This is a genomic window from Nocardia sp. NPDC056564 (assembly GCF_042793755.1).
Taxonomy (GTDB): Bacteria; Actinomycetota; Actinomycetes; order Mycobacteriales; family Mycobacteriaceae; genus Nocardia.
The window spans coordinates 214,501-234,558 of record NZ_JBHTUR010000009.1 but is presented as its reverse complement, the minus strand read 5'-3'; the positions used below and the strand labels follow the sequence as shown (position 1 = coordinate 234,558).

Genomic DNA, 20,058 nt, shown 5'->3' with positions numbered 1-20,058 from the left:
CTCGAACCGGATGAAAAGATCAGGCGGCGACGGTGGTCGCGGTACGCGACGCGATGAGCTCGGCCGCGCCCGCAGCGAACATGTGGTGGCCGAGCGAGCTCGGGTGCAGGCCGTCTTCGGTCCACACCTCGGGCAGCGCCCACTCGGGTTCGGTCGCGATATCGAGCAGCAGCGTGCCGGTGTCGGCGGTGACCTCGGCGAGCACCAGGTTGGCGAAATCGAACCGCTCCCGCAGCAGTGCCCGGAAGCTGTCCGGAACCGGCAGGCGGGCCGGGATATCGGGGTAGCTCGCGGTGAATACCGTTGCGCCACTGGATCGCAACATGCCGAAGATGGTCGCGAGATTGCGTTCGAAGCGCGCGGCGTCGAAGTCGCTGACCAGATCGTTCACCCCGACCACGACCCCGAACAGCGCCGCCCGGGCCGAAACTGCCCGGCGCAGTTGCTGTTCCACCACCACGGCGGTGGTCGCGCCGTGCACGCCGAAGTTGCGCACCGCCGCGGGCCGCAGCCCCAGCTGGCCACCGAGTCGCGGCACCCAGCCGCGGTAGCCGCCCCCGGCCGCGGCATCGCCGCGGCCCTCGACAAAGCTGTCCCCCAACGCCGTCAGGCCGGGGATGCTCATGCGGAAATCCCGTCCTTGCTGACATGCCGTGCGGCGGCCGGGAAGTCGACCTTCTCGTACAGGTCGGCCAGCTCCTGCTCGCCGAAGTACTTCTCCGGGGAGTAGATTCCGGCGATCAGGCCGAAGAAGCCCTTGGTGTACTCGGCGTCGTAGCTGGTGGCGCGGAACACCGAGTCGTAGTACGGCGACAGCGACAGGCCCGAAATGCTTTCGGTCAGTTCGTAAGTGCTCGCGCTCTGCAGGTCGCGCTCGCGCTCGTACTCGGCCAGCGCTTCGGCCATCGGGCGGGCGCCGGACAGGCCCTCGTGCACCAGGTCCGAGAGCAGCTGCGCGTACTTGAACGCGTCGGTGATGCCCCAGCCGGTGAACGGGTCCTTGTGGTAGCCGGCGTCGCCGACCAGCGCCCAGCCGGGACCGAACGAGCGGCGGCGGTAGTTGTCCGGGTACAGCATCGGCCGGAACTGCTCGACCCGCTTGCCCGAATCCTTCAGGCTCACACCGAGTTCCGGGTCGATCTGAGAAACGATCTCCTGCACGGCGGCATCGGGGTCGGTGCGGAAGTCGCGGAACCGGTCCCGCTTGCGCATCACCGCGACCAGGGCCAGGCCGTCGTTGGTCGGCCAGGACGCGAACTGCTGCTCGCCGAAACCGGTGCGGTGCTGCATGCCCCAGTCCAGGCCGTCGTAGTAGGAGTAGTAGATGAAGCAGGCCGCCGGGGACCCCGCGTAGACCTCGGCGCCGACCGCCTTGGCGACCGTCGAGTTCGAGCCGTCGGCCCCGATCACCAGCTTGGCCCGGAACTCCTGCTCGGCGCCCTCGCCGACCCGGCCGCGGATGCCGGCCACCGTGTCGCCGTCGAAAATCAGCTCGTTGACGGTGAATCCGTGGATCACCTCGACGCCCGCGTTGCCAGCGGCGTCGACCAGGATCTTGTCCAGCACGGTGCGGCGCGGGCAGTAGACGGCGTCGATGCCGTCGGCCGACACGTCGGCGAAGCCCTTGATCACGATGTCGGTGTAGGAGAAGTTCAGGTGCCGGATCGCCGGGGTGCCGGCGGCGACGACCTGGTCCAGCAGGCCCCACTGCCGCAGCAGGCCGAGGCCGGCCTGGTGGATGTAGTGGGTCGAGGGGGTGTCACTGGGGAAGGTGGCGCGGTCCACCGCGAGGACCCGGTAGCCCTTCCTGGCGAGCAGCATGGCCAGCGGAGAACCCGCGACCCGAGTTCCGACAACGATGACGTCGTACATGTTCGCATCACTTTCCGGTAGTCGAATACTGAAATTGAGTCTGTGGCCCGCCGGAGGCGATAACCACCGGGGAAGCCGTAATTCATCGGGCGATCGGTGTCGCCTATACAGCGGGTTGCCGCGGCTGATACAGGACGTCGATATCCGCGACATATGCGGCGGCGATCGCGGCCCGGCGCAATTTCCGTGACGAAGTCAACAATCCGTCCTCGACGGTGAAATCACCGTCTACGATCCGGAAAGCCCGAATCGACTCGGGCCGGGAGACCAGCGAATTCGCGTCGTCGACCGCGGATTGGATGGCGGCGGACAGATCGCCGTCGGGGGTCTGCTCGCGCCAGCGCAGCAGCTGAATCGGATCCAGGGTGATCAGCGCGGTGACGAAGTCGCGGCCGTCGCCGATGACCATGCAGTTGCTCACCAGCGGATGCAGTCGCACCCGGTCTTCCAGCGGGGCCGGCGCGACATTCTTGCCGCCGGAGGTCACCAGGATTTCCTTCTTGCGGCCGGTGATGCGCAGGTATCCGTCGGCGTCGAGTTCGCCGATATCGCCGGTGCGCAACCAGCCTTCGGCGTCGATCGACAGCTGCGTCGCGGAGCGACTCGATGAGGGGTGGTGGTCGGGCGACGGGTGGGCCTGATCCGCGGCGGCACCCCAGTAGCCGGGCGAGACGTGCGGGCCGCCGACCAGCACCTCGCCGTCGGACTCGGCGATCGCCACCGACGTCCCCGGGATCGGGCGGCCGACCGTGCCGACCCGGTTGGTCTCCGGCGCGCTCACGGTCACCGCGGTCGCCGCCTCGGTCAGCCCGTAGCAGTTCAGCAGCACCACACCGAAGCCCGCGTAGAAGCCAGCGGTCGAATCATCAAGGGACGCACCGCCGGAGATGACGTGACGCAGCCGCCCGCCGAGCGCGGCGGCGACCGGATGATCCGAGAGTTCCGGGGTCGCGCGCGCATTCAGCAGTTCCAGCCCGCGCGCCACCGCCTCCGCTTCTTCGGCGCCGGACAGCAGCGTGCGGCAGTACTTGCGAATCTTCTCCAGCCCGAACGGGATCAGCGCCAGGAAGGTCGGGCGCAGCGTCGGCAGCACCGGCACCAGGTCCGGGATACCGGGCAGCAGATGCGTGCGGCTGCCGCCGGCCAGGCAGGCGAACAGGATGGTCTGGCCGAACACGTGCGCAAGCGGCAGCGCGAGCACGGTCGTCCCGTCGAACATCGCGCCGGTCTGGCGCACCGTGTTGGCCGCGGAGACGAACATGTTGCGATGAGTGATCAAGCAGCCCTTGGACACTCCGGTGGTGCCGCTGGTGTAGACGATCATGGCCAGGTCGTCGGCGCGCACCGCCGCGACGCGTTCGGCGAGGCCAGGGTCGACGTCGCCGCCCGCCCAGGTGGCGAGCTGGGCGAACGTCCACACCTGCTCGGCGCCGGCCGCCTTCAGGCGCACCGCGTCCGTCTCGTCCTCGGCGGCGAAATACGCACTGCCGCTGTCGGCGAGGATGTGCTCGATCTGCGCCGCCGAGGAGGTCGGGTACACCGGGACCACCACGGCGCCCAGCGCGAGCACGGCGCAATCGAGCAGCGCCCACTCCAGGCCGGTGCGGCCCAGGATCGCGACCCGATCCCCCGCCGTCACCCCGCGCGCCGCCAGTGCGGACGCCAGCGCGCGGGCCTGCCGATCGACGTCGGCACAGGTGAGTTGCGTTCCGTCGGCGCCGCACAGCGAAAGCCGTTGCGGATGTTCGGCGGCCGCTCCGGAAATCACCGAGTACAAACTCGCGTCGTCCGGAAGGTCGATTCCATTCTCGGTGCTGGATACCGCGGTGACAGACACTTTGTTCACAGTGTCGAATTCTGGTGGTCGGTGCCGAATTAGGGACCGGTCGATATCGCGGTTCCTACCGCGCGAATGTCATGGCCTATCGACGAGACTAGGCCGACACCGCACGGGCAATATCGATGCGTGCCGGTTCCGGCGACGCCACGCACTCCAGGAAAAGCGATACCGCCGGATTCGATTCGTCCGCACGCCACACCGCGTACAAATCCAGCGTCGGCACCGGATCGAGCAATTTCACCGCCACCGAGCTGCTGCCCGGGGCGCCCATACCCATCGAAATGGCGCGCGGCAGCGAGGCGAACCCCACCAGCGGCCGCACCGAGACCATGTGCGCGGTCGCGCCGGGATCGTCCGCCGTCTGCGCGACCGACAGCGTGATCCGGGTATCGGCCGCCGCGCGGAAGATCGAGTCGTACATGGCCGGACACTGGTCGCGCGCGAACAGCACACACTCCTGGCCCTCCAGTTCGGCGAACGGCACACCGGGCCGGTCGGCCCATCGGTGCCGCCGGCCGACCACCGCCACCAGCGGAACCCGGTGCAGCAGACGCCGGTACCGGAAATCCGTGGTGCTCGGGTGGCCGTAGACCATGGCCAGGTCGAGCGAGCCGTCGGCCAGCGCCGCGAGTTGCGGCCCGGTGCGTTTCTCCCACAGCGACACCACGATATCGGGGTGCTGCTCGGTCATCCTGGTCAACGCGTCGGGCAGCACGTGTCTGCTGGCCGGCAGGTTGTAGCCGATGTTCAGGGTGCCGGCCCGCCCCTCCGCGGTCGCCTTCGCGACCTGGGCGGCCCGGTCCATTTGTGCGACGATGATGCGGGCTTGGCCCTCGAACTCCCGGCCCGCCGGGGTCAGCTTGACCTCGTGCGAGTTGCGTGCGACCAATTGCACGCCCAACGACTTCTCCAGCTTCTGTAGCTGGGCACTGAGACTTGGCTGCGTGAGATGCAGGCGCTGCGCTGCGCGGCCGAAATGCAGCTCTTCGGCAATCGTGATGAATGAAACCAGATGTCGGAACTCCATGCCGCAGGCTCCTTTTCCGCGTACCCCGAAAGGTAGGCCGCGTCGGGTAACCCCGGATGAACCGCGATCGCACGGATGTCGCCGGGACCGTTGCGGGCGGGTGAACTCACCCCGGTCCGGCGGGGACATGTGCTAAGTCGCATCCCGTGACCAATCAGCATCCCCGATCGGGCAGCGCGGGGCAAGCCCCCGACTTCCCCCGCACCCCCGGAAAACGTTGCGGGCCAGGCAGAATACCGTCGCGAACCGCCCGCGCGACGCGTGTTTCGCGCTCGCGCGCCGGAAGCGGGTCCCGGGCTCGGTAGGCTCACAGACGACGGATGGATGCCGCACGTGGGGAGGAGACCTGCCATGACCGAGGTGCGCGCGCGGTTCGGCGTACTCGGCGCGGTGGAGTTGACCATCGACGGCGCCGGGCAGGCGCTCGGCGGGCCGAAGCAGCGGGCGGTGCTGGCGTATCTGGTGATCAACGCGAACCGGCCGGTGTCGGTGGAGGCGCTGGCGCAGGCGGTGTGGGAGGACAATCCGCCGCCGGACATCCGGACGAGCTTGCACACCATCGTCTCGAATCTGCGGAAGCCGCTGCGGGACAACGGGATCGATGCACGGTCCGTGCTGGCCCAAGTCGGCGCCGGATATCGGGTGACCGTGGCCGACGAGGCCAGTGATGTGCAGCGGTTCCGGGTGCGCAAAGACGCCGGGTTGCGGGCGTTGAGCGCGGGGCAGTTCCGGCAAGCCAGTGAGTTGCTGTCCAGTGCGATCGAACAGTGGCGTGGGCCGGTGCTCGCGGATCTGCGTGGCCTCGCCTTCGCCGACGCGTACGCGACCGTGCTCGACGACGACCGGCTCAGCGCGATCGAGGCGCGGGCCGAGGCGGACATCGCGCAGGGACGGGCCGGCCTGGTCGCGTCCGAACTCGCACTGCTGGTCCGGGACTATCCGCTGCGTGAACCGTTGTGGGCGCAGCTGATCACCGCGTTGTACGCCGACGGGCGGCAATCCGACGCGCTCGACGCCGCCCGGCGGTTGCGGGCGACGCTGGCCGACGAACTCGGCATCGATCCGAGCCCGCCCATTCGTGAGCTGGAAGCGCGCATCCTCCGGCAGGACCCCCTGGACAGCCGGGCGCACGCCGTGGCGGCCTCCATCGGGGCGACGACGATCGTCGAGCAGAGCTCCGGTGCGCAGACCGCGCTGCTGCGCGAGCGGTCCGGCCAGACCTACCCGCTCACCGGCACGATCACCCGGCTCGGCCGGTTGCCGGACAACGACATCGTGCTCGAGCACGGCAAGGTCAGCCGGCATCACGCGGCGATTCTGCACAACGGGCTGACCTATCTGATCAAGGATCTGCTGTCGTCGAACGGGGTCTTCGTCGATGGGCTGCGGATCGTCGACACCGGGGTGCTGATCGACGGGGCAGTGATCCGGATCGGCGACTACGAGCTGACGTTCACGCTGGTCCCGGCGGGGTGAGACCGGTTCGTTGGTGCGTCGTTAGTGGGCCGTTGGTGGGTGGGGCGAGAGTTGGTTTCAGCCGAGACCGACTGGTCGACACCTGAAACGACCGCGGACCTGATCCGCACCAGCCGCTCCTCGCCCCCTGACGCGTACTGCCCGTCGTGTTCGGGAATCCGCGGCGGGGTCGGTTTCGGCGCTCTCTTCTATCTGCGTGGTGTGGGGGTGGGGGTGGTCGTTCGGGTGGGGGTTGTGGTGGGGGTTCGCGATGGGGTGGTGGTCGACGTCGTAGTAGTCGGCTGCTGGTAAGGCAGGACTGTGGTGATGGGGCGGCATGACGGGGTCGGCGTAGGGGTGGATGTCGGTGTCGTGGTGGACATTCCAGGCGGGAGGCGGACGGTGGACGGGGTTCGCGGCGGCGATGTGGTCGGTCGCGGGGTGCTCGACAGGGTCGATGTGGTCGGGCAAGGTTCCAGCGGACGCGTAGTCGTCGGCGTCGGCGACACGGACGGTGTCGAACTCGGGCAGTAGTAGACGCCGCACGGGGCCGGGGACCGGCCGGGGACCTGGATCGTCACTTCGATCGACAGCTCTATCCGCGGTCGCTGCGTCGGGAACGTGGGATCCGTCGTGTAGGTCGGCGTCGGCGAATCCGTCGTCGTGATCGGCGGATCCGTGGTGGTGATCGGCGGATCTGTCGTGGTGATCGGCGGGTCCGTCGTGGTGAGGACCGGCGGATCGGTCGTGCCGGGGTCCGCGATCGGCGCCGGGTCCGCCGGGGTTTCGGCCGGTGGCGTGTAGTCCAGCGATTCCGACGGCGTCGAGTCCAAGGGCACGATCGGCGGATCGGCGGGTGTCGTGCTGTCGTCTGGCAGGGCGCCGTCGACCGGGGCCGGATCGGTCGGCGGCGGCTCGGTCGACGTCAGGTCCGGCAGGCTGATCGAGAGCGCCGGCGAGTTGTCCGACGTGTTCTCCGGTGTGTTCGGGTGCGCGGTGGTCTGCGCCGCCGAGCCGGTGATCAGCAGCCCGGCCACTATCAGTACCGATCCGGTGATCGGGCCAGATTTTCGCATCGGTCAACCACTCCCTGTAGACGTCGGCTGCGCGGCCTGGCCGCATCCCGAGTCCCGCCGTCGACGGAGTCACCGCCGGGCGCGCGACCACACCCGGCCGAGTTCGCGAATCGTCCAGCGCGACAGACAATTCCGCGCGGGACCGGCGCGATGAGCGCAGCCGGAACTACCGAGACGTGGTGCGCACGTGCAGGTCCGCGCTGTCTGCCGCCACTTTCCGGACAGCCGACTGAAGCATGTCACGAAGGACCGGTCGCGGGGCTCCCCAGTCGAGTGGGGAACACACCGTCACGGGGTGACGATGGCGAAGTTCGGGTCCGGTTTGTCGAAGAGGTCCTTCAGCTTCTTCAGTGCGAAGATGTCGCCTTCGATGGCGATGTCACCCTTGAGTACGGCGGCCTGAAAGTCCTGACCGGCCAGCAGGGTTCGCGCCAACGCGGCCCTGGTCAGGGTGACCGTCGCGTCAGCGGCGGGCAGGCCGTCGGCAGGGGTGCGGTCGTAATGGATGAGCACGCCGTTGCGGAGTTCGGCGCGGTGCAGGCGGTTGTCGTCGTCGGGGAAGCGCCAGTCGGAGGTGACGGTGGTGTCCCAGGCCGCGGGGCCGTTGATGCGTAACGACATCGCGTCGAAGGCCTGGTCGACGGTGAGCGCGGCGAGCACGCCGAGGGAGTTGCCCTGGGTCGGCGTACCGAACGAACCGTTGCGCAGTTCGGCGGCGCCGCTGAGGTAGAAGTTGCGCCAGGTGGCGTTCTCGGCACCGTAGGCGAGTTGTTCGAAGATGCTCGCCTGCAAGCGTTTCGCGGTGTCGTTGCGCGGGTCGGCGAAGATCACATAGTTGGCCAGCTGGGTGGCCCAGCGGTAATCACCTGTGTCGTAGGCGGTTTGCGCCTTCTTCAGGGTCTCGGTCGCGCCGCCCATCGCGTCGACGTGCCGTTTGGCGGACTCGACCGGTGGATGTTCCCACAGGTGGGCGGGATTGCCGTCGAACCAACCCATATAACGCTGGTAGATGGCTTTGACGTTGTGCGACACCGAGCCGTAATAGCCATGGGTGGACCAGGATTCGGTGATCGCCGGCGGCAGGCGCATCATCTCGGCGATCTCGCTGCCGACATAGCCCTGGTTGAGCAGGCGCAGGGTCTGATCGTTCAGGTAGGCGTAGAGATCTCGCTGCACGGACAGGAACTCGACGACCCGGTCCGTCCCCCAGATCGGCCAATGATGGGACGAGAACACGAGATCGGCGTTGCGCGCGTACAGGTTGATCGACTCGGTCAGGTACCTGGACCAGACGTGCGGATCGCGCACTAGGGCGCCGCGCAGGGTCAGCAGGTTGTGCATGGTGTGGGTGGCGTTCTCGGCCATGCACAGGATGCGGCAGTCCGGGAAGTAGAAGTTCATCTCCGCCGGCGCCTCGGTGCCCGGGGTCAGCTGGAACACCATCCGGACGCCGTCGACCGTTTCTTCCTGGCCGGTACGGGTGATGTCCCTGGTCGGCTGGAGCAGGGTGATCGTGCCGACCGAGGTCGTCTGCCCCAGGCCGGCGCCGATCTGCCCCTTCGGACCACGCGGCAGGGCGGCTCCATACATGTACGCGGCCCGCCGAGCCATCGCCGTTCCGGCGTAAATGTTCTCCGACACAGCGTGTTCGAGGAATCCGGACGGCGCGAGCACCGGGCAGCGGCCGGCCGCGACCTCGTCCTTCGTGGTGACCCCGAGGGTGCCGCCGAAGTGGTCGACGTGGGCGTGGCTGTAGATCAGGCCGGTGACCGGCCGGTCGCCGCGATGCCTGCGATACAGCGCCAGGCCCGCCGCCGCGGTCTCCGCCGACACCAGCGGATCGATGACGATGACGCCCGTATTGCCCTCGACCAGAGTCATATTCGACAGATCCAAGCCGCGGATCTGATAGAAGCCCGGCGCGATCTCGTACAGCCCCTGCTTGACGGTCAGTTGCGACTGTCGCCACAGGCTCGGATTCACCGACAGCGGACAGGGTTCCCGCAGGAAGCCATAGGAATCGTTGTCCCACACGACCTTTCCGGCACTGTCGTGGACGACGCCCGGCTCCAGCGACGCGATCCATCCGCGATCGGCGTCCGCGAAGTCGGCGGCGTCGGCGAACGGCAGGGTGGCGGCGATCCGCTTGTTCGCCTCGGTGATGTGCGCGCTCGGCTCGACCGGCGTCGCCGACGGACTCAGCGTCACCGAATCCCCGCACGCGCTCAATCCGACCCCGGTCCCCGCCGCCGCCAACGCGGCCGCGCCGACCCCGAACACCCCCCGTCGAGATACTCGCGGCACCGAGCCTTTCTCCTGCTCACCATCCATGTCGCGCTCCCATCTCGATCGGCACAGCCGGGCCGCTGAGCCCTGCCGACCCTACCCACTATTGCAGTCTTACTGCAATAGTGTCACCATGTGGTGGGATGAACCCTATGAGCGAGGCGACCCGACCCCGGCGACGACGCAACCCCGAGCAAACCCGCCGCGCCATTGTCGACGCCCTGCTGTCCCTGGTCATCGACGGCGACACCGACCCGACCACCAGGAGCATCGCCGCCCGGGCCGGCGTCTCCGAGCGCAGCATCTTCGTCCACTTCCCCGGCCGCGACGACCTCCGCATCGCCGTCGTAGACCAGCAGTCCGCCGAGGTCGAGGCCCTCATCGAGCGCCCGGACCCCGGTCTCCCGCTCGCCCAGCGCATCGACGCCGCCCTGCGCCAAAGCGAGGCGATCTTCGCCCGCCAACGCAACCCGCGCATCCTCGGTCTCCTGGAATCCCAGCGCATCCCGGCCATCGATCAACGAATGCGCCTCACCGACAGCAGAATCCGCACCGCCCTGGCCGAAACCTTCGCCCCCGAACTCCCCCGCCCCGACCCCGGCCACCTCCTCGACCTCCTCGACGCCACCCTCGCCTGGCCGCTCCGCCACCACCTCACCGACCGCCGAGGCCTGACCCAGAAGGCGGCCTCCACCGCCATCCGCCACTCCCTCCACGCACTACTCACCCCGGCCCACCCCTGCTGACCGACATGATCATCCGGCTGAGCGGGCGGTATCGCCTGACTGGGCGGGGCTCCAGTTGCGTGGACGGGGGTGGTGGGGGCGGGTAGGGTCTCCCCATTCTGATGAGGAGATCGTGGATGAAAAGCATTGCCTTGCTGGCTATCGGGGTTGTGTTGGCGCTTTCCGGGTGTAGTTCGTCGGGCGGTAAGGATGCCGCGCCGGCCACGCCCACGTTGAATGCCGAGGTGCGCGGGTCGTCGTGCCAGAACTATCTGCCGGTACTGAGCAAGCTGAAGGACGTCAGCCAGGAGTCGGCGAACAAGACTGCGGAGGAGACGATTTCGCTGCTCCCCCAATCCGCGCAGTGGCCGTCGCTCAGCGAAGTGGACCGCCAATCCACCATCGCCGGCATCCGGGACGCCGCCACCGGAAAGTGCTAGCGCGCGGCCGCACCACTCCTGATTTCCCGCACCGAAAATTGCATGCGATTCCAGGTGCGCGAAGTCAAGGGTGGTGCGGCTGGCTCAGCGGCCGTGTTCGCGGCGGTGCAGGGCGAGCTGGATTTCCAGCAGCAGGCGGTCGGCGGGGTCGGTGAGGTCGATGCGGAGGATCTCCTCGACGCGGCGGATGCGATAGCGCAACGTGTTCGGGTGCACCTGGAGGGCGGTGGCGGCGTTGCGGACGTCGCCGTGTTCGCGCAGATAGATGTCGACGCTCTCGCGCAGGCTGGCGGAATGCTTGCGGTCGTAGTCGGACAGGGCGCGCAGGCGAGGGTCGTGCAACTCCGGGCGGGTGCCGACGAGATCGAGGATTTCGCCGAGCAGGACGGCGGTGCGGGAGTCGGCGAGGGTGGTCACCCGCCCGCGGGGATAGGTGGCCACGGTGCTGTCGAGCACTCGATCGACCTCACGCCGCGCGCCGGCGACCCCGCCCAGCTCGGGCACGGGGCAGGCGATGGCCGCTCGAAGGGCCAGTGCGCGTTTGGATTCCAGCTGCTCGACGAGTTGGCGGGTCCACGCGGTCACCGCGTGCGCGGCCTTGTAGCTCGGCAGCAACACATAAACCCGGTCGCCGAGCGTCGTGGTCACCGAGTCGCTGCGAAATGAGCTGGCGCGCAAGCGAAGCATGTTGCCCAGCGCGGAAGGCTCGGTGGCGGGCGCGGTTTCGGTGGCGGTGAGCGCGAACCCGACGACGGCGGCCGGACCGGTCAGCGGCAGATTCAGCGCCGCCGCGACCGTCGCGACATCGACCGGCCCACCGACGCCGAACAACCGCTGCACCAGCAACGCCTCGGTGGACGGCGCATCCAGGCTGCGCGAAATGAGCCGGGCGGCGATCGCCGAGGCCCCGCGCAGGATCTCCGCCGCGTCCGGCTTGAACTCTCGATCCCCCTGCTGCAACCAGATGGTGCCGAGCACCCGGGGCGCCCGCGCGGCGCCGTCGGCGGGATGCCGGACGCTCACCGCGAGCCTGCGCTTGATGTTCAGCTCTTTGTGCTCCGGCACATCGATGACCTCGTCGGTCTGTCGCAGCCGATCGAACACTCCCCACTTGCGCAGGACCGCCAGATACTCGCGCGGCCCCTCCCGCCCCAGGATCGACATCACCCGCATCGGGTCGGCCGCCTCGTCGGAGGCGGAATACGCCAGCACATGCGACTGCGGGTCCTCGATCGACACCATGCCACCCGCGTTCTGCGCGACGATCTGCGCCAGACCGAACAGGTCGATGTCCGCGGCAACCAGCCCACTATCAACAGCCACGACTACGCCTTTCGGCCAACTCGACAACACACTCATCCCATCTTTGTCCTTTTAGCCCATTTCCCGCGCGTTTTTCCGGTGTTGACTTCGCCTGACCTCAGAGTTGCCACATCCAGCAGGAGGAATCATGGACGCCATCGTGTCCACACCGCGGCCGGCCAACGAGCCGGTCGGCACGTTCGCGCCCGGTAGTGCGGAACGTACACGGTTGCAGGCGAAACTGGCCGAGCTCGGCGCGACCCCGACCGAGGTGCACCACGTTATCGCGGGCGAGCACCGGCGCAGTTCGGGCAAGACGATCGAGGTCGTGCAGCCGCACCGGCACGCCGCCGTGCTCGGCACGCTGACCACCGCGAAGTCCGGCGACGTCGAGGACGCGATCAACGCGGCCACCGCCGCCGCGCCCGCCTGGCGGGCGCTGTCGTTCGAGGATCGTGCCGCGGTGTTCCTGCGCGCCGCCGACCTGCTGGCCGGACCGTGGCGCGAAACGATCGCCGCCGCAACCATGCTCGGTCAGTCGAAGACCGCGTACCAGGCCGAGATCGACAGCCCGTGCGAGCTGGTCGACTTCTGGCGGTTTAACGTGCATTTCGCCCGGCAGATCCTGGCCGATCAGCCGATCTCCGCCCCCGGCGTGTGGAACAAGGTCGAGTACCGGCCGCTGGACGGCTTCGTCTACGCGATCACCCCGTTCAACTTCACCGCGATCGCGGGCAACCTGCCGACCGCGCCCGCGCTGATGGGCAACACCGTGGTCTGGAAGCCGGCGATGACCCAGTCGGTCGCCGCGTACTGGACGATGAAGCTCCTGGAGGCGGCCGGCCTGCCGCCCGGCGTGATCAACCTGGTGCACGGTGCGGGCCCGAAGGTCTCGGACGTGGCGCTGGCGGATCGCCGCCTGGCCGGCATCCACTTCACCGGTTCCACCGCGACCTTCCAGCACCTGTGGCGCTCGGTCGCGGCCAACATCACCGACTACGACTCCTACCCGCGCCTGGTCGGCGAGACCGGCGGCAAGGACTTCGTCGTCGCGCACAGCTCGGCCGATCCGGACGTGCTGACCACCGCGCTGATCCGCGGCGCGTTCGACTACCAGGGCCAGAAGTGCTCGGCCGCCTCGCGCGCGTTCATCCCGAAGTCGGTGTGGGCCAAGATGGGTCGCGAGTTCCTCGATAAGGTGGCCACGCTGAGTTACGGCGACGTCACCGACTTCAGCCACTACGGCGGCGCGCTGATCGACAAGCGCGCGTTCGACAAGAACGTCGAGGCCATCGCCCGCGCGAAGGCGACGCCGAGCCTGTCCATCGCGGCCGGCGGGCACGCGGACGACTCGGTCGGCTACTTCGTCGACCCGACCGTGCTGCTCGGCGAGGATCCGACCGACGAGGCGTTCAGCACCGAGTACTTCGGCCCGATCCTGTCCGTGCACGTCTACGACGACTCGGTCCGCGGCGCGTTCGAGCAGACCCTCGAGCTGGTCGACCGGGGTTCGCCGTACGCGCTGACCGGCGCGATCATCGCCGACGACCGCGGCGCGATCGCCAAGGCGACCGAGGGCCTGCGGTTCGCCGCGGGCAACTTCTACATCAACGACAAGCCGACCGGCGCGGTCGTCGGCCAGCAGCCGTTCGGCGGGTCGCGCGCCTCCGGCACCAACGACAAGGCAGGCTCACCGCAGAACCTGCTGCGCTGGACCTCCGCCCGCACCATCAAGGAAACGTTCGTCCCGGCGACCGATCACCGCTACCCGCACCAGGAGATGTGATGGCCTTTTCCGCGCTGCTGCGCCCCGCCATGCTGGCCGCGTCCCGCTCGCCGCGCATGGAACGCACCATCACCAGGATGCCGACGACCAAGAAACTGGTCGACCGGTTCGTCGCGGGTGACTCCGCGGACCAGGCGGTCGCCGCGGTCGAGGCGCTGCTCGGCTCCGGCCGCTACGTCACCATCGACTACCTCGGCGAGGACACCACCGAGATCGAGCAGGCCCGCACCACGGTCACGCACTACCTGCACATGCTGACCGCGCTGAGCCGGCTCGAGGTCGAGATCGAGACGGAAGCGGTTCGGCCGCTGGAGGTCTCGCTCAAGCTGTCCGCGCTGGGCCAGTCGCTGCCCAAGGACGGGCACGCGATCGCGCTCGAGCACGCGCACCGGATCTGCGCGGCCGCCGCCGAGGCCGGGGTCTGGGTGAACATCGACGCCGAAGACCACACCACCACCGACTCCACGCTCGGGATCGTGCGCGAGCTGCGCGCGGACTTCCCCAGCCTCGGCACGGTGTTGCAGGCGTACCTGCGGCGCACCGAGGGCGACTGCCGGGAGCTGTCGGGGTACGGCTCGCGGATCCGGCTGTGCAAGGGCGCCTACAAGGAACCCGCGTCCGTCGCGTTCCAGAGCCGCACGGAGGTCGACGAGTCCTACCTGCGCTGCCTGCGCGTGCTAATGCTCGGCGACGGCTACCCGATGGTCGCGACGCACGATCCGGCGCTCATCGCGGAGGCGCAGCGGTGTGTCGACACGACCCACCGCAAGGCCGACGAGTTCGAGTTCCAGATGCTCTACGGCATCCGCGACGCCGAGCAGCGCAGGCTGGTCGAGGAGCGCAACCATCTGCGCGTGTACGTGCCCTACGGCGATCAGTGGTACGGCTACTTCATGCGCAGGCTGGCCGAGCGTCCGGCCAATGTGGCGTTCTTCCTGCGGTCGCTGAAGCCGGGTAGTCAGCGGTGACGGTCGGCGCGTCGCACGGCGCATAGCGCTGGCGAGCGCGCATGCGCGAGGCCGCCCGTCCGGTTGGCCAACCACCTTGAACAATATTTGGCCAACTCGCCGATCACAGTCGCGCTGTGGTCGTATTTAGTAACCACAGCTCGAAGTGTGATCTGCGTTACGCATAGTCGCGGAGCGTGGAGGACGAAAGGAACTACATGTCCATCGCGGAGTTGCGCAGCCAAATGCTGCGCCGCAAACCCATGGGACAGGTCGAGGACGACGGGCCTGCCGATGAGCAGCTGTCCCGTTCGCTCGGCCTGTGGCAGCTCACGGCGATCGGCGTCGGCGGCATCATCGGCGCGGGCATCTTCACCCTCGCCGGCGCGGTAGCGCACTCCGTCACCGGACCCTCGGTGCTGATCTCGTTCCTGATCGCCGGTGTCGCCAGCGCGGCCGCGGCGCTCTGCTACGCGGAATTCGCCGGGATGGTGCCGAAGGCGGGCTCGGCCTACACCTACGGGTATGTCTCACTCGGCGAGATCGCGGGCTGGTTCATCGGCTGGGATCTGCTGCTGGAGTACATCGCGGTGGCGGCGGTGGTCGCGATCGGCGTGTCCGGTTACTTCCGCTTCCTGCTCGGGCAGGTGGACATCACGCTGCCGGACTGGATGATGGGCGCGCACGGCACCGGCGACGGCCACGTGGTGGACGTGTTCGCAATGCTCTTCTGTCTCGGCACGGCGTGGCTGCTCTCCCGCGGCATCCGCAGCGTCGGCCGGTTCGAGACCGTCGCGGTGGGCATCAAGGTGGCCCTGGTCGTGCTGATCGTGGTGCTCGGCGTGTTCCACATCGACAGCTCGAACTACACGCCGTACTTCCCGTTCGGCCAGGGCGCGGTGTGGACCGGCGCGGCCACCGTGTTCTTCGCGGTGTTCGGATACGACGCGATGAGCACGGCGGCCGAGGAATCGACGGACGGCAAGAAGCATCTGCCGAAGGCGATCCTCTACTCGCTGGGCATCGCGATGGTGCTCTACGTGCTGGCCACGCTGGTGCTGACCGGCATGCAGAAGTACACCGACATCAGCCCGACCAGCGGGTTCTCCACCGCGTTCGAGTCGGTCGGGATGCCGGGCATCGCGAACATCATCGCGATCGGCGCGATCGTCGGCATCGTCACCGTGGTGCTGACCTTCATGCTCGGCGTCACCCGCGTCTGGTACGCGATGAGCCGCGACGGGCTGCTGCCCGAGTGGTTCGCCAAGACGCATCCGGTGCGCAAGGTGCCGACCCGGGTGACCTGGATCGTCGGCATCGGCGCCGCGGTGATGGCCGGGCTGCTGGACATCACCGTGGTGGCCGAGCTGACCAATATCGGCATCCTGATGGCGTTCATCGTGGTGTCGGTGGCCGTGATCGTGTTGCGCCGCACCAGGCCGGATGAGCCCCGCGAGTTCAGGCTGCCGCTGATGCCGGTGGTGCCGCTGATCGGCATCGGCTTCTCGCTGTATCTCATCTGGTCGCTGCCGTGGCAGACCTGGGTGCGGTTCGGGGTGTGGCTGGTCGTCGGGCTCGCGGTGTACTTCCTGTACTCGCGCACGCATTCCAAGCTGGAGCGCACGGGCACGGCGGACACCGCCGAGCTCGTCTGAGAGAACTCCGAGGGGCACTGACGCCAGTCCCTCGGGCCGGTTGGGTGGGTCGGCCTTCGGGCCACCCACCCAGCCTTGTTCTTCGGGCAGCACTGATGCCCGACTGGCATCAGTCGATATCGAAAGAGTGTTGGACAGGCATCAGTCCAGCGCTTTAGCCTTCTGGCAGTCGCACGGCGAGTGATCCAAACCACAGTCGCCGCTGGACCCAGGAGGGACACATGACCCGGATTCTGATCACCGGCGCGGGCGGTGGGATCGGCACGCTGATGCGGCCGCGACTACGCCGCCCCGACCGCGTTCTGCGGCTGCTGGATCTGACCGAACTCCCCGCTCCCGCAACGGATGAGCGGGTCGAGATCGTCACCGGCTCGCTCACCGACCCCGGCACCATGGCGGCCGCCTGCCGCGACGTGGACGCGATCATCCATCTCGGCGGGATCAGCCGCGAGGACGGCTGGGCGCGGGTGCTCGCGGCGAATGTCGATGGGACGCATACCGTTCTGGAGGCCGCGCGGCAGGCAGGCATCTCGCGCGTGGTGCTGGCGTCGAGCAATCACGCGGTGGGATACCGGAGGGTCGACGAGGCCGGGCCGGATGGCATTGCCGGAGAGGCGCCTGCGCGACCGGACACCTATTACGGGTTCAGCAAGGCGGCGATCGAAGCCCTCGGCAGTCTGTACCACTCACGGTTCGGCATGGATGTGCTCTGCGTCCGGATCGGGTCGTGCTTCGAGCGGCCGAATGATGTTCGGGGACTGTCGATGTGGCTCTCGCCCGACGACGGCGCACGCCTGTTCGAAGCCTGCCTGAACGCGGAACACCCTGGGTTCCGGGTGATTTGGGGCGTGTCGAAGAATACCCGCGCCGTGGTGTCGTTGCGCGAAGCCGAAGAACTCGGCTATCGCAGCCTGGACGACGCCGAGAAATTCGCGGCGGAGCTCTTCGGCGGTACGGCGCCGGAGTTTATCGGCGGCGCATTCCTCGATACCCCGCTCGGCACGCCCAATCCCCTCTGACGCAACTCGAAACGCATAGCGCGATACCGAGTTCGCATCACGCTTTCCGCAATACCGCCTGTTCAGCATGTGACGCTGAGGGCACTTGCTCGACCGCGAAAGAAGCGCAGCACAATGCAATACAAATCCTCGGTGCAGGCCCGGAAATCGGCCCTCGGCACCAATGTTCGTTTCCTCTATTTCTTCGGCGCGCTCGGCGGCATCCTGTTCGGCTACGACCTCGGGGTCATCTCCGGCGTGCTGCTGTTCATCAAGGACGCCTGGGAGCTGACCTCGGTGACCAAAGGCGTGATCGGCGGCTGCCTGGCCGCGGGCGCGATCATCGGCGCGGCCATCGCGGGCCGGATCACCGATCGGCTCGGCCGGCGGCGGACCATCATGATCGCCGCGGTGGTGTTCGGGATCGGCGCGCTCGGCTGCGCGGCGGCGCCGAATGTGACCGTGCTGGTCATCGCCCGGTTCGTCACCGGCATCGCGGTGGGCTGCTCCTCCGCGACGGTGCCCACCTATCTCTCGGAACTGGCGCCGACCAGGGCGCGCGGCGCGTTGTCGACGCTGAACCAGCTGATGATCGTGTCCGGCATCCTGATCGCCTACATCGTCGACTGGGCGTTGTCCGGATCCGGCAACTGGCGCTTGATGTTCGGCGTCGCGGCGATTCCCGCGGTGGTGCTGTTCCTCGGCATGACCGTGCTGCCGGAGACGCCGCGCTGGCTGGTGAAGGCGGGCCGCGAGGACGAGGCGCGAGCCGTGCTGGCCGGCACGCACCGGTCGGACGAGATCGACAGCGAGCTGAACAACATCCGCACGGTGAATCAGCTGGATGTGCAGCAGAAGGGCCGCCTGCGCGATCTGTGGGCGCCCTGGGCGCGGCCCGCGTTGATCGTCGCGCTGATTCTCGCGATCGGCCAGCAGTTCTCCGGCGTGAACGCGGTAAACCTCTACGCGCCAACCATGTTCACCGATCTCGGCTTCGGCAACTCGACCTCGCTGCTGGCGGCCATCGTGCTCGGCGTGGTCAAGGTGGCGTTCACCGCCTGGGTGATCTTCGTGGTCGACCGGTGGGGGCGCAAACCGCTGTTGCTGCTCGGAAACGTCTGCATGGCGTCGTCGCTGTTCCTGCTCGGCGTCATCGTGCTCACCGTGGACAACCACACCGTGACCGGGCTGACCACGCTGATCCTGCTCAACGTCTATCTGGCCGGATACGAACTCGGCTGGGGCGCGGTGGTCTGGGTGATGATGGCCGAGGTGTTCCCGCTGCGCGTGCGCGGCGTGGGCATGGGGGTCGGCAGCGTGGTGCTGTGGAGTTCGACGTTCGCCATCACCTTCCTGTTCCCGGTGATGAACGACCATCTGGGACTGGCCAAGTCGGCCTGGTGCTTCGCCGGGGTGAGCGTGGTGATGTTCGTGCTGGTGCAGCGGTTCGTGCCGGAGACCAACGGACGCAGTCTGGAGCAGATCGAACTGGATCTACGGGCCCGGGTCGGCGGGCGCGCCGTGGAGCAGGCGTGACTCGGATATCCGAGGCCGGGACGCGCGGTGTCGTCTACGTGTCGAACGCCGACAGCCGCGAGATCTCGGTGCTGGCGCTCGACTCCGCCGGTGTGCTCACACCGGTGGAGTCGGTGCCTGCGGGCGGGACGGTGATGCCGATGGCGATCAGGCCGGACCGCCGGTTTCTCTACGCCGGGCTGCGGTCGGAACCGTTCGCGGTCACGACGTACGCCATCGATCCGGTGAGCGGCCGGCTGACGGCCGCCGCGACCACTCCGCTGCCGGACAACATGGCCTATCTCGCCACCGATCGGACGGGACGGTTCCTGTTCAGCGCCTCCTACAGCGGCAACCAGATCGCGGTCAACCCGATCTCCGGCAACGGCGTCGTCGCGGCGCCACCGGTCGCGGTCCTTGGCACTGCGCCGCACGCGCATTCGATCGTCGCCGATCCGTCGAATCGGCAGGTATTCGCCGCGGTACTGGGTGGCGACCATCTCCTGCAGTACCGGTTCGACGCGACCTCCGGCCGGTTGACGCCCCACCGACCGGCGGCCGTCGGCACCGAACTCGGTGCGGGGCCGCGGCATATCGTCTTCCATCCGAGCGGCCGGGTCGCCTTCGTGACGAACGAGCTGAACGGAACGGTCGGCAGCTACCTGTTCGATCCGGAGACCGGCACGCTCACCCCGGTGTCCTCGATTTCCGTACTGCCGGAGAACTTTTCCGGCAGTCCATGGACATCGGACGTGCACATCACCCCCGACGGACGCTATCTCTATGTGTCCGAACGAACGTCGGATACCCTCGTCGGATTCCGCGTCGACGGCACGCCCGGCGCGCTCGAACCGCTCGGCCACACCCCCACCGAGTCCCAGCCGCGCGGCTTCGCCATCGATCCGCGCGGGCGCTTCCTGGTGGCCGCGGGACAGAACTCCGACGCGATCACGAGCTACGCCATCGACCACGCCACCGGTGCGCTCACGGCGCTGCACCGCGTCCCGGTCGGCCGCAACCCCAACTGGGTCGAGATCATCGACCTGCCTGCCGCATGACCCGCCGCGTCGAGGACCGCGGGACTCGCCCGTGGCTGCTGGATCAGCCGCATCTTCGGGCCGCGGCGGGCAGGCT

At 68.2% G+C, this 20,058-nt stretch carries 16 protein-coding genes; 9 read left to right on the top strand and 7 right to left on the bottom strand.

What is annotated here, in order from left to right:
• Positions 1-19: 19 nt before the first annotated feature.
• The 4 genes from ACFQ9K_RS23510 to ACFQ9K_RS23495 all read right to left on the bottom strand — a co-directional run bounded on the left by ACFQ9K_RS23510 (position 20) and on the right by ACFQ9K_RS23495 (position 4,739).
• The gene (locus ACFQ9K_RS23510; protein ID WP_378720797.1) at positions 20-625 is read right to left on the bottom strand and encodes a GDSL-type esterase/lipase family protein; all 606 of its coding nucleotides are present in this window, start codon (positions 623-625) and stop codon (positions 20-22) included.
• Entirely contained in the window at positions 622-1,872 is a 1,251-nt protein-coding gene (locus ACFQ9K_RS23505) for an NAD(P)/FAD-dependent oxidoreductase (protein ID WP_378720796.1), read from the bottom strand. Before ACFQ9K_RS23505 ends, ACFQ9K_RS23510 begins: the two co-directional genes overlap by 4 nt.
• Before the next feature lie 103 nt (positions 1,873-1,975).
• Positions 1,976-3,718 (bottom strand): AMP-dependent synthetase/ligase, encoded by a 1,743-nt coding sequence (locus ACFQ9K_RS23500; protein WP_378720795.1) that lies wholly within the window; start codon positions 3,716-3,718, stop codon positions 1,976-1,978.
• An 88-nt stretch (positions 3,719-3,806) separates the two neighbouring features.
• The gene (locus tag ACFQ9K_RS23495) at positions 3,807-4,739 is read right to left on the bottom strand and encodes a LysR family transcriptional regulator (RefSeq protein ID WP_378720794.1); all 933 of its coding nucleotides are present in this window, start codon (positions 4,737-4,739) and stop codon (positions 3,807-3,809) included.
• 351 nt (positions 4,740-5,090) lie between these two features.
• Between ACFQ9K_RS23495 and ACFQ9K_RS23490 the strand changes: the two genes are divergently transcribed.
• Positions 5,091-6,215: a BTAD domain-containing putative transcriptional regulator gene (locus ACFQ9K_RS23490; RefSeq protein WP_378720793.1), complete on the top strand. Its 1,125-nt coding sequence runs from the start codon at positions 5,091-5,093 to the stop codon at positions 6,213-6,215.
• A 188-nt stretch (positions 6,216-6,403) separates the two neighbouring features.
• Here ACFQ9K_RS23490 and ACFQ9K_RS23485 read toward each other — a convergent pair whose 3' ends face one another.
• Both ACFQ9K_RS23485 and ACFQ9K_RS23480 read right to left on the bottom strand, forming a co-directional pair.
• Positions 6,404-7,270, bottom strand: coding sequence for a hypothetical protein (locus ACFQ9K_RS23485; RefSeq protein WP_378720792.1), 867 nt, complete (start codon positions 7,268-7,270; stop codon positions 6,404-6,406).
• A 288-nt stretch (positions 7,271-7,558) separates the two neighbouring features.
• Positions 7,559-9,601, bottom strand: a complete 2,043-nt coding sequence (locus ACFQ9K_RS23480; protein ID WP_378720791.1) for an alkyl/aryl-sulfatase — start codon at positions 9,599-9,601, stop codon at positions 7,559-7,561.
• Between the two features lie 107 nt (positions 9,602-9,708).
• Between ACFQ9K_RS23480 and ACFQ9K_RS23475 the strand changes: the two genes are divergently transcribed.
• The gene (locus ACFQ9K_RS23475; protein ID WP_378720789.1) at positions 9,709-10,302 is read left to right on the top strand and encodes a TetR/AcrR family transcriptional regulator; all 594 of its coding nucleotides are present in this window, start codon (positions 9,709-9,711) and stop codon (positions 10,300-10,302) included.
• Positions 10,303-10,418: 116 nt separating this feature from the next.
• On the top strand, positions 10,419-10,721 hold the full coding sequence (locus tag ACFQ9K_RS23470; RefSeq protein ID WP_378720788.1) for a hypothetical protein: 303 nt from the start codon (positions 10,419-10,421) through the stop codon (positions 10,719-10,721).
• Between the two features lie 84 nt (positions 10,722-10,805).
• Here ACFQ9K_RS23470 and ACFQ9K_RS23465 read toward each other — a convergent pair whose 3' ends face one another.
• The gene (locus ACFQ9K_RS23465) at positions 10,806-12,044 is read right to left on the bottom strand and encodes a PucR family transcriptional regulator (protein WP_378720787.1); all 1,239 of its coding nucleotides are present in this window, start codon (positions 12,042-12,044) and stop codon (positions 10,806-10,808) included.
• Positions 12,045-12,171: 127 nt separating this feature from the next.
• On the opposite strand from ACFQ9K_RS23465, the gene pruA reads away from it, so the two are divergent.
• From pruA to ACFQ9K_RS23435, 6 genes are all read left to right on the top strand, one after another.
• Entirely contained in the window at positions 12,172-13,809 is a 1,638-nt protein-coding gene (gene pruA, locus ACFQ9K_RS23460; RefSeq protein ID WP_378983582.1) for an L-glutamate gamma-semialdehyde dehydrogenase, read from the top strand.
• Positions 13,809-14,777: a proline dehydrogenase family protein gene (locus ACFQ9K_RS23455; protein WP_378720486.1), complete on the top strand. Its 969-nt coding sequence runs from the start codon at positions 13,809-13,811 to the stop codon at positions 14,775-14,777. Before pruA ends, ACFQ9K_RS23455 begins: the two co-directional genes overlap by 1 nt.
• 197 nt (positions 14,778-14,974) lie before the next feature.
• Complete coding sequence (locus ACFQ9K_RS23450; RefSeq protein WP_378720519.1) at positions 14,975-16,411, top strand: amino acid permease; 1,437 nt, start codon at positions 14,975-14,977, stop codon at positions 16,409-16,411.
• Positions 16,412-16,632: 221 nt separating this feature from the next.
• The gene (locus ACFQ9K_RS23445; protein WP_378720487.1) at positions 16,633-17,430 is read left to right on the top strand and encodes an NAD-dependent epimerase/dehydratase family protein; all 798 of its coding nucleotides are present in this window, start codon (positions 16,633-16,635) and stop codon (positions 17,428-17,430) included.
• Between the two features lie 114 nt (positions 17,431-17,544).
• Entirely contained in the window at positions 17,545-18,945 is a 1,401-nt protein-coding gene (locus tag ACFQ9K_RS23440; RefSeq protein WP_378720488.1) for a sugar porter family MFS transporter, read from the top strand.
• Entirely contained in the window at positions 18,942-19,982 is a 1,041-nt protein-coding gene (locus ACFQ9K_RS23435; RefSeq protein ID WP_378720489.1) for a lactonase family protein, read from the top strand. The genes ACFQ9K_RS23440 and ACFQ9K_RS23435 overlap by 4 nt, the downstream gene beginning before the upstream one ends.
• Positions 19,983-20,058: the final 76 nt, after the last annotated feature.